Source organism: uncultured Caballeronia sp. (assembly GCF_964243625.1).
Taxonomy (GTDB): Bacteria; Pseudomonadota; Gammaproteobacteria; order Burkholderiales; family Burkholderiaceae; genus Caballeronia.
The window spans coordinates 1-9647 of record NZ_CAXTGZ010000203.1; the positions used below are offsets into that span (position 1 = coordinate 1).

The window sequence follows — 9647 nt, forward strand, 5'->3', positions numbered from 1 at the left end:
GTGATCCCCGCGAGCGATTGCCACCGGTAGGTGTCCCAGAACGCGATCGCGACCAGCACCGTGAGCGTGATGAGTGCCATCATGGTGAGCATCATGGCGGCAAGACCGAGGAACAGTACGCCGATCAGCCGCTCCTTTTCTTCCGCGAGCTCGATGCCGATCAGCTCCAGGCGAGTTTCGAATATGGCGAACACGGAAGTGACAATGCGGCGCAACGGCCCTTGCGTATCGTGCTGATATTGCCTTTCTGTCGTCATGGCTTGAGCGCGAAGAGCGCGTTATTTTGGGCGCAAAAATGTCCGGGCGGATTGATGAGCATCCAGCCGGTCTGTCGAGCGAGTCGCTGGCAAAAACCTGCGGCTGCTCCTGGCTTGTAAGGCAATGTTCGGGCCGGGTCCGCTCGCGTGAGCAGCGGGAGAGCCAACTACGCGGCGAACCGGCATAACAACGAAACCGCGATACAACGGCGATTAAACCGATTAACGGCGATTTATCAGCAAGCCGATGACCACACCAATGCCCCCGGCAATCCCAATGGATGCCCAAGGACGTTCGTGCACGAAGTCGTCAGTTGCACGTGCGGCCTTCTTGCCTTTTTCGATGACCACGACCTGCGCATCTGCGGCCTTTTCCTTCGCTTGCTTCAAGCGGGTCAGAGCGGTCTCGCGCAGCTCGGATGCACGCTCGCCAGTTGCACTCGCGGCCTGCTTCAACAGGTCTTCGGCGTCTGCGAGAACGGTTTTGATATCCGACATGAATCGCTCCTTATTGATTTCTGACATTGATGGCTCCAAACGGGTGAGGCTACGCCAATCGTACCAAAGAAGCGGTGGGTGACCAGCGTCCATCCGGCCCCGAAACTCATGGCTTGCAGTTTTTGTTCCCGATGCATGCAAACGTGGACCATGAACGCCTTGGGGCTACCATTCCGGCCTGTCTCAGCAGAAGATCGAATCCTTCAGCTACGAGAAATCCGCAACGTCCGTCCCGCCAATGTTTCTGCCATGCCTCGAAAAATTACAAAACTGCATGACGATCTGACGGAATGTTCGTTCGTTGTGCAGGTCTAGTAACGTATGCTTTAATTTTTTGTTCGGACCGCCTCGTTCATTTAACGAGCGGCCCGGCTAATGCAGACTTGCAGCTTCGCCGCGAAGAGAAGAATCGCGGTCTACCAACTTCAGGAGATACACCATGAGCTTGCGCCTTGGCGATACAGCGCCCGACTTCGAACAGGACTCCAGCGTCGGCCGCATCAAGTTTCACGAGTGGCTGGGCAATAGCTGGGGCGTGCTGTTTTCGCATCCGGCCGACTTCACGCCGGTTTGCACGACCGAACTTGGCCTGACCGCGAAGCTGGCCGGCGACTTCGAAAAACGCAATGTGAAGGCGATCGCATTGTCGGTGGACAACGTGGAATCGCACAAGGAGTGGATCAAGGACATTAACGAAACACAGGCAGCCAACGTCGGTTTCCCGATCCTCGCCGATGGTGACCGGAAAGTGTCCGAGCTGTACGACATGATTCATCCGAACGCGAATGCCACGCTGACCGTACGGTCGTTGTTTGTCATCGATCCGCAGAAGAAGGTGCGTTTGACGATCACGTATCCGGCGAGCACGGGCCGCAATTTCGATGAAATCCTGCGCGTAATCGATTCACTGCAACTGACGGACAGCCATCAGGTGGCTACGCCCGGCAACTGGAAGCAGGGCGACGACGTGGTGATCGTGCCGTCGCTGAAGGACGAAGAGGAAATCAAGCGCAAGTTCCCGAAGGGATACAAGGCTGTGCGCCCGTATCTGCGTCTGACGCCGCAGCCGAACAAATAACTTGGTTGCCGAAATACAGGTTGAAAACGAGTCATAAAAAGCCAACGCCTGAAAAGGCGTTGGCTTTTTACATGGCCTTTCCGGGCTGCCGGTGTCAGAAAAACGCCTGGATCCCGGTTTGCGCGCGGCCCAGAATCAGCGCGTGGATATCGTGCGTGCCTTCGTACGTGTTCACCACTTCGAGATTCACCAGATGGCGCGCCACGCCGAACTCGTCCGAAATGCCGTTGCCGCCGAGCATGTCACGCGCAAGACGCGCAATGTCCAGCGCTTTCCCGCACGAATTGCGCTTCATGATCGAGGTGATCTCGACCGCCGCCGTGCCTTCGTCTTTCATGCGGCCGAGGCGCAGCACGCCTTGAAGCCCCAGCGTGATTTCGGTCTGCATATCCGCAAGTTTTTTCTGGACGAGCTGGTTCGCAGCGAGCGGACGCCCGAACTGCTTGCGATCCAGCGTGTATTGCCGCGCCATGTGCCAGCAGGCTTCGGCCGCACCGAGCGCGCCCCACGCGATCCCGTAGCGCGCCGAGTTCAGGCACGTGAACGGTCCCTTGAGCCCGCTCACGTTCGGCATCAGGTTTTCTTCCGGCACGAAGACTTCGTCCATCACGATTTCCCCGGTTATCGATGCCCGCAGACCGACCTTGCCGTGTATCGCGGGCGCGGTGAGTCCCTTCCAGCCCTTCTCCAGGATGAACCCGCGAATCTGGTCGCGTCCGTCTTCTTCGAGCTTCGCCCAGACCACGAAGACATCGGCGATAGGCGAATTCGATATCCACATCTTCTGGCCCGACAGCGAAAAGCCGCCATCCACCTTTTTGGCCCGCGTGGTCATGCTGGCCGGATCGGAGCCCGCGTTCGGCTCGGTCAGGCCAAAGCAGCCGATCCATTCGCCGGTCGCCAGCTTCGGGAGGTACTTTTGCTTTTGCGCGTCGGTGCCGAATTCGTTGATCGGCACCATGACCAGCGATGACTGCACGGACATCATCGACCGGTAGCCCGAATCCACGCGTTCCACTTCGCGTGCGATCAGGCCGTAGCTGACGTAGTTCAGCCCTGGGCCGCCATATTGTTCGGGGATGGTCGGGCCGAGCAAGCCGAGTTCGCCCATTTCACGAAAGATCTCGACGTCCGTGCGTTCATTGCGGAACGCTTCGAGCACGCGCGGCTGCAGCTTGTCCTGCGCGTAGGCGTGCGCGGCATCGCGGATCATGCGTTCTTCGTCGCTTAGTTGCTGGTCGAGCAGCAACGGATCTTCCCAACTGAAACGGGCGGCATCGGCCATGGTGTTCTCCTGTTCCTATGATTCCAAGTTTTTGGACTTGACTGATGTTCCGCTAAGCGGAACAATGTTTTGCAAATTAATGACCGAGTCTAGCATCCGATGCCTACGAGTTCCATCGGGATAACCGATCCACCGGGTTCATTGGATGGAGTCGATGAACGCCGTTTTGTCGTGGCGCTTGCTCGCGGCCTGGAATTGCTCCGGGCGTTCCGTCCGGGCGAAACCTTGCTGGGAAATCGCGATTTCGTCGAACGGACGGGGCTTCCCAAGGCAACCGTCAATCGTCTTGCCTATACGCTAACAACGCTCGGCTACCTGCGCTTCGATGAACCCGCCGGCAAGTACGCGCTTGATACAGGCGTGCTGTCGCTCGGCTTTGCATTACTCGCCGGCGCGGACGCGCTCGAACTGGCGCGGCCGCACATGCGCGTGCTGGCGCGGGAGATTGGGGCGGCGGTATCGCTCGGTTGCCGCGATGGACTCGATATGATCTATCTGGAAACGATCCGCAGCGAGACTGCGCTCACGCTCGGTCTCGCGCCCGGATCGCGCCTTTCGATGCTCACCAGTTCCATGGGCCGCGCGTATCTCGCCGTGCAGGAACCGGACCTGCAAGCCGCATTGCTGGACGAACTTGGCGCAACGGCGCAGAAAAACGGCGAAGACGGCGCGCGATTGGTGAAAGCCGCCCGGGATGCGATCTCCGACTACGCTCGCGATGGCTGTTGCTATTCGTTTCGTGACTGGCACGCCGATGTAAATGCGATCGCCGCACCCGTACGCGATCTCCGCAACGGTCGCTGGCTGGTGCTGAGCAGCAGCGGTCCCGCATCGTCGATGGATGAAATTTATTTTCGAGATGTCATCGGCCCAAAGCTCCGCGCACTGGCGGCGCGGCTGGTTTAAGGTCCGAATCCTCGAAACGTGATTTAGAAAAAACCTCCCAAAGGGGCCGCTCTTAGAACATAATTCGATGAAACAGCCGCAGGGAGACTAAAAAATGACAGGGTTCTCGCTCGACGCAACGGATTGCCGTATTTTGTCGGTATTGCAGGAAGATGGGCGGATCAGCAACCTCGATTTGGCCGAACGGATTTCGCTATCGCCATCGGCGTGCTTGCGCCGCATGCGGTTGCTCGAGGAAGAAGGGGTGATCGCGAGTTATCGCGCATGTCTGGACCGGGAACGGCTTGGCGTGGAACTGGAGGCGTTTGTTCACGTGTCCATGCGCAATGACCAGGAAAACTGGCACGAGAAATTTGCGGCTGCGGTGCGCGAATGGCCGGAAGTGGTCGGCGCGTTCGTGGTGACGGGCGACACGCATTACGTGCTTCGCGTCCTCGCACATAACCTGAAACATTACTCAGACTTTATTCTGAGCAAGCTCTACAAGGCGCCGGGCGTGATCGACATTCGCTCGAATATCGTGCTTCAGACCATGAAGGACGAAGCCGGCGTACCGGTCGCGCTGATCGATCGCACGAACTGAGCTTCGCAACGCGTTTTACAACGACCCGATCGTATGGAATTGCCCCGCCTGGAATACCAGAGGGGCTAGTTCCGCTGCGTTTTCGTGCACGCCGCATCGTTCGACCTGGCCCACGAAGATCACGTGGTCGCCTTCCTGATAGCGGCTGCGGTTGTGGCATTCGAACCAGGCGAGCGCGCCATCGAGCACGGGCATGCCTGTGTCCCCGGCCGCGTGCGATACCCCTGCGAAACGGTCGCCCTTGACCGTCGCAAAGCGCTTGCACAGATCGACTTGCGTCGCGGCGAGCACGTTGACCACGTAGTGACTGTTGGCCTGGAAAACGGGCATGGATGCCGACTTCGTCGCGAGGCTCCACAGCACGAGCGGCGGATCGAGCGAGACGGAATTGAACGAGCTGGCCGTGATGCCGATCAACTGGCCGGACGCGGCGCGCGTCGTGATGACGGTGACGCCGGTCGCGAACTGACTCAGTGCGTCTCGAAAAGCGGTTGCATCGAAATTCGGCGGATTAGCGCGTTTCATTGAGGATGGTTCGGTTTCGATGTCATCGGAGGATTGCAGTTGTTGCGATTCTATCGGAATCGACTACGCCGCTAATAATGAAGCCGCCGCGTCATAAGTCTCACGGGCAGCATGGATACACGAAAACCAGTAAGCTGGCAGGGTTGATTCAAAGGGGTTCCGCACGCATTTGGGTGACTGCGGAACACGAACCAGGAGCCAGCATGACGCAACATGACGAGCAGGCGAAACGCGAAACCGCCACCATCGGCGGCGGGTGTTTTTGGTGTACGGAAGCGGTGTTTTTGGGCGTGGAAGGGGTGGTGTCGGTGGAGTCGGGTTACGCCGGCGGGCAGGTGAAGGACCCATCGTACGAACAAGTGTGCGACGGCACGACCGGGCATGCCGAAGTCATCAAGGTCGACTTCGATCCTGCTGTTATCGGATACAAGGAAGTGCTGGAGATTTTCTTCGCGACGCACGATCCGACCCAGCTCAACCGTCAGGGAAATGACGTTGGCACGCAGTACCGGTCGAGCATTTTCACGCACTCCGAAGAACAACGGAAAATCGCGCTGGGTGTGATCGATGAACTGCAGAAGGGCGGCATCTTCGACGGCAAGATCGTGACCGAAGTAACGCCGCTGAACGGCAACTATTATCCGGCCGAAGACTATCACCAGAACTACTTCGAACAGCATCCGAACCAGGGATATTGCGCGTTCGTGGTGGCGCCGAAGGTAGCGAAGTTCAGGCAGAAATTTGCCAGCAGGCTCAAGCGTTGATGACTGCCGGCGCATAGCAAGATCAGGCGGCCTTCGGGAAACTGAAGCCCGCTTTATTTTTTTCCAAGCCAGATCGGCAGCGCGGCAACGAGGTTGCGCGCGATCTTGAAGCAGGTCAGCGGCGCCGATCCCTCGGCCTTGTTGTTCACCGCAATCACCACAGGCTGGCCCGCGAGTGCGTATCGAACGGCGAGTTCGGCGAGTGCTTCGTGCGTGTCGGGGTCTTCATCGACGAGTTTGTCGAACGGCTCGTACTTGGCTTTCGCCTGTTCGTACTTGAAGCCGCCATGCAGGCTCCAGCGCACGATCAGCGGACCCATTCCACCTTCATCGAGCAGCGCGAGCGCCTTTGCCTGACGCCTCGGATCAGGCATGCGTGCATGGATGCCGACGCAATAGCGCACGTTGGCATCGCGCAGGACGCGGATGAAACGCGGCGTCAACATGATGGCGTCGCGCAGCTCGACGGCATAACAACTTTCGCCGGGCAGCGCCGGCAAAGCCTGCAAGAACGCGGACAATCGATCGAGGAAAAGGCTGGGATCGACGATCATCGCGTCCGGAAGCGGCGGAATCTGGAATACGAGCGCGCCCGCCTTCTCGCCCAGACCGGCAATGCAAGGCTCCACGAACTCACTGATCGCGATGCCCGCGTCGAGAAATGCGGGATTGTCGCCTGCGGGTATGCCCTTGTCGCCGCGGACGGTGGCGTCCGTCACCGAGGCGGGCGCCTTGACGATAAACCGGAAATGCGCCGGGACCTGGCCGGCATAGCGGGCGTAATCGGCGACCGACAAGGGCCCGTAGAACGAGCGGTCTATCGATACACACCGCAGCAGCGGATGCGCGCCGAGCGCGTTGAGGCCATCGCGGGAAAGCTTGGCCGACGAATACTCGTCGCCATACACGATGTCGCGCCAGCCGGGAAACGACCACGTCGATGTCCCGATATGAACCTTCGCCGGAAGTTGTTCGGCGAGCGCGTGGAGTTCTGGCGTGACGAGGGCAGGCAGAACGCCGCCGCGTGATTTCGCTCGAGGAGAAGCCGTTTTGGCTGGCTTCGATCTCGGAGGTTGCGCAGTTTCCGGCTCGACAACCTCACCGAACAGATCGACATCGACAAAACCCGCGTCCGGTTCATCACCGGACGCGGGTTCATGGGGAGCGGCAGAATCGGGCGTTGAACTCAGAGCGATTTTTCGTAAATGTACCGGCGCGACCACGGCAGCGTTTTCGCGCTGCGCCCGGCCTTTCGGCAGACGATCTGGTAGATCGAGACGTCGTCATTTTCGAACGCATACGCGCATCCTGCAAGGTACACGCGCCAGATGCGGAATTTTTCATCGTCCACGAGCGACTTGGCCTTGTCCGCGTGCGCTTCGAAATTCTCCGCCCAGATGTCGAGCGTGCGCGCGTAGTGACGGCGCAGGCTTTCCACGTCCACCGCTTCCAGGCCGCCTTCCTGCAACGCTTCGAGCGCCAGCCCGATATGCGGCAGCTCACCGTCCGGAAACACATAACGGTCGATGAACTCGCCGCCGCCCAGCGCCGTTTCGCCGCTGTCGTAATCGGTCGACGTAATGCCGTGGTTCATCGCGATGCCGTCGTCGACCAGCAGGTCACGCACCTTGGCAAAGTAGCCGGGCAGGTTCTTGCGGCCGACGTGCTCGAACATCCCGACGCTCGTGATCCGGTCGAACTGGCCTTGCACGTCGCGGTAATCCTGCAGACGGATCTCGATCTTGTCTTCGAGTCCTGCGTCTTTCACGCGCTTGGTCGCGAGATCGAACTGGTTCTGCGAGAGCGTGACGCCCACGCATTGCGCGCCGAATTTCTCCGCTGCCCGCAAGACGAGCGCGCCCCAGCCGCAGCCAATGTCGAGCAGGCGCTGGCCCGGCTGCAACTGGATCTTGGTCAGGATGTGATCGATCTTTTTGATCTGCGCAGTGGCGAGGTCTTCGTCGCCGTTCTCGAAGTACGCGCACGAGTAGACCATGTTCTTGTCGAGCCAGAGCGCGTAGAACTCGTTTGATACATCGTAGTGGTACTGAATGGCTTTCTTGTCCGACGCCTTCGTATGATTGAAGTAACGCCGCACGCGCGCAAGCTTGCCCGCGCTGGTGACCGTGTTCCTGGCCAGCCCGTACCCGATGTTGATGATGTCCGACAGCTTGCCCTCTATGTCGATCTTGCCTTTCACATACGCTTCACCGAGATTGTCCAGACTCGGTTCGAGCAGATAAGGCAGGGCAGTCGCGCTCTTCACGTGCAACGTGACTTGCGGCGCCGCGAAACTTCCGAAGTCATGTTGCTGTCCATCCCACAGGACAAGGCGTGCGGGCAAGTTGGCCCGGTCCCGGATGTCCTGCACCCACTGCGTCAGCTTTTTCTCCCAAAACATGCTTGTTCTCCGCGCTCAGATGAAATTGAAGCCAAACCGGGTCGCTTGCACTGCACATTGGTACGTCACGTGGTGATGTTTTTCTGCTTTCGCCATATCCGTTCGGACACGCCGCAACGAGACGCGATTCAACGCGGGTCGCTCATGTCGGTTCACCTTGAACCGGGCGAAGGTCTGATACGGTCAAGCGAAGCAAAAATTCGGTGAAGGTGCTTTAAGACACGCTTAAAGACGCCTTCAGGCGCTAAGGCGATAGTCGGACGATGCGCCATTGCTGGCCGTTGTCCGCTTGCTCGCGTGCATCACGTTTATAGACGACACGGTCGTGCAACCGTGAAGGGCGGCCCTGCCAGAATTCGATAGTGTCGGGAACGAGCCGGTAGCCGCCCCAATGGGGAGGGCGCGGCGGGTTGTCACCGTATTTTGCGATCAGATCGCGCTCGCGGGCTTCGAGCACCGCGCGGCTTTCGATCACTTCACTTTGCTCCGACGCCCACGCGCCTATTCGCGATCCAAGCGGGCGCGACGCGAAGTATGCGTCGCTTTCTTCCGGACTTGTCTTGACGACGGAGCCCTCGACGCGCACCTGGCGCTCGAGTTCGATCCAGTAAAACAGCAGGCTCGCGGCGGCGTTGCCGGCGAGCTCGTGGCCTTTGCGGCTGAGGTAGTTGGTGAAGAACACGAACCCGCGATCGTCGACGCCCTTGATGAGCACGATACGCGCCGATGGCCGGCCGTGTTCGTCGACGGTGGCAAGCGTCATGGTGTTGGGTTCGGGGAGTTGTGCGTCCTGCGCTTGCGCAAACCAGCTTTCGAATTGCCGAATGGGATTCGGATCCACGTCGGATGTGTCCAGCGATCCGACGGAATAATTCTTTCGAAGGTCAGCGAGGGTAGTCATTTTTTATGCAAGCACTTCAATCGCATTAGTATAGCCAAGGTCTGCAAATCGTGCGCTTTACGGTTAATGCTTCCACGACCTTTATTGAGTCAGGTCATGAAGCCGTGCAACAGGATTTGACGTGACCTGAGCGATTATTTTCATTCTGCTTTCAGAAAACTGGAGGCTGGTATCCGACGTCCAATCTTCGATAAGGCAGAATACGCAATTCGGTGAATTCCTGCTCATATGTGCTTCTATCGTTGTGATAGCGCGTCAGTTCTGCCTCCTTGCTTGTGTCCCTGCCCGTTAAACGTTTATGACCGCCATTTCCGCTTCTGTCGATGCTTCAAATATTACCCCCGCGACGCCGGAGTTTGAAGCGCCCGATCGCGCCCGGCGCTTCGGCGGCGTGGCGCGCTTGTACGGCCCGGCGGGGCTTGCTGCGTTCGAACATGCGCATGTGGCGG

General features: G+C 58.9%; 11 protein-coding genes and 1 pseudogene. 5 read left to right on the top strand and 7 right to left on the bottom strand.

Annotation, left to right across the window (positions count from 1 at the left end; genetic code table 11):
* Nucleotides 1-257: phage holin family protein (locus tag ACFFAR_RS15420; RefSeq protein WP_375508081.1), on the bottom strand; the 257-nt coding region annotated here is incomplete at its 3' end.
* A gap of 222 nt (nt 258-479) precedes the next feature.
* Nucleotides 480-782 carry a YqjD family protein gene (locus ACFFAR_RS15425; protein ID WP_056355014.1) on the bottom strand — a complete coding sequence of 101 codons (303 nt, stop codon included), beginning with the start codon at nt 780-782 and terminating at the stop codon, nt 480-482.
* Between the two features lie 412 nt (nt 783-1194).
* Here ACFFAR_RS15425 and ACFFAR_RS15430 point away from each other — a divergent pair, with 412 nt between their 5' ends.
* Nucleotides 1195-1833 carry a peroxiredoxin gene (locus ACFFAR_RS15430; RefSeq protein ID WP_375508082.1) on the top strand — a complete coding sequence of 213 codons (639 nt, stop codon included), beginning with the start codon at nt 1195-1197 and terminating at the stop codon, nt 1831-1833.
* 94 nt (nt 1834-1927) lie between these two features.
* Here the strand turns inward: ACFFAR_RS15430 and ACFFAR_RS15435 are convergent, their stop codons facing one another.
* A complete protein-coding gene (locus ACFFAR_RS15435) occupies nt 1928-3118 on the bottom strand; it encodes an acyl-CoA dehydrogenase family protein (protein WP_174365726.1) in 1191 nt (396 codons plus the stop codon).
* Between the two features lie 99 nt (nt 3119-3217).
* On the opposite strand from ACFFAR_RS15435, the gene ACFFAR_RS15440 reads away from it, so the two are divergent.
* Both ACFFAR_RS15440 and ACFFAR_RS15445 read left to right on the top strand, forming a co-directional pair.
* A complete protein-coding gene (locus ACFFAR_RS15440) occupies nt 3218-4024 on the top strand; it encodes an IclR family transcriptional regulator (RefSeq protein ID WP_375508083.1) in 807 nt (268 codons plus the stop codon).
* A gap of 94 nt (nt 4025-4118) precedes the next feature.
* Nucleotides 4119-4607, top strand: a complete 489-nt coding sequence (locus tag ACFFAR_RS15445; protein ID WP_062000227.1) for an Lrp/AsnC family transcriptional regulator — start codon at nt 4119-4121, stop codon at nt 4605-4607.
* Nucleotides 4608-4622: 15 nt separating this feature from the next.
* Here ACFFAR_RS15445 and ACFFAR_RS15450 read toward each other — a convergent pair whose 3' ends face one another.
* Nucleotides 4623-5132, bottom strand: coding sequence for a flavin reductase family protein (locus tag ACFFAR_RS15450; protein ID WP_075360025.1), 510 nt, complete (start codon nt 5130-5132; stop codon nt 4623-4625).
* A gap of 203 nt (nt 5133-5335) precedes the next feature.
* On the opposite strand from ACFFAR_RS15450, the gene msrA reads away from it, so the two are divergent.
* Entirely contained in the window at nt 5336-5896 is a 561-nt protein-coding gene (gene msrA, locus ACFFAR_RS15455; RefSeq protein ID WP_062000974.1) for a peptide-methionine (S)-S-oxide reductase MsrA, read from the top strand.
* Between the two features lie 53 nt (nt 5897-5949).
* On the opposite strand, the gene ACFFAR_RS15460 is transcribed toward msrA, so the two are convergent.
* The 3 genes from ACFFAR_RS15460 to pdxH form a co-directional block, all read right to left on the bottom strand.
* The gene (locus tag ACFFAR_RS15460) at nt 5950-7005 is read right to left on the bottom strand and encodes a DUF72 domain-containing protein (protein WP_375508084.1); all 1056 of its coding nucleotides are present in this window, start codon (nt 7003-7005) and stop codon (nt 5950-5952) included.
* Nucleotides 7006-7082: 77 nt separating this feature from the next.
* Nucleotides 7083-8297, bottom strand: coding sequence for a cyclopropane-fatty-acyl-phospholipid synthase family protein (locus tag ACFFAR_RS15465; RefSeq protein WP_086381039.1), 1215 nt, complete (start codon nt 8295-8297; stop codon nt 7083-7085).
* A gap of 244 nt (nt 8298-8541) precedes the next feature.
* Nucleotides 8542-9198, bottom strand: a complete 657-nt coding sequence (pdxH, locus tag ACFFAR_RS15470) for a pyridoxamine 5'-phosphate oxidase (protein WP_174364951.1) — start codon at nt 9196-9198, stop codon at nt 8542-8544.
* Nucleotides 9199-9496: 298 nt separating this feature from the next.
* Between pdxH and ACFFAR_RS15475 the strand changes: the two are divergent.
* A pseudogene (locus tag ACFFAR_RS15475) lies at nt 9497-9647 on the top strand (tRNA threonylcarbamoyladenosine dehydratase); the annotation flags it as partial.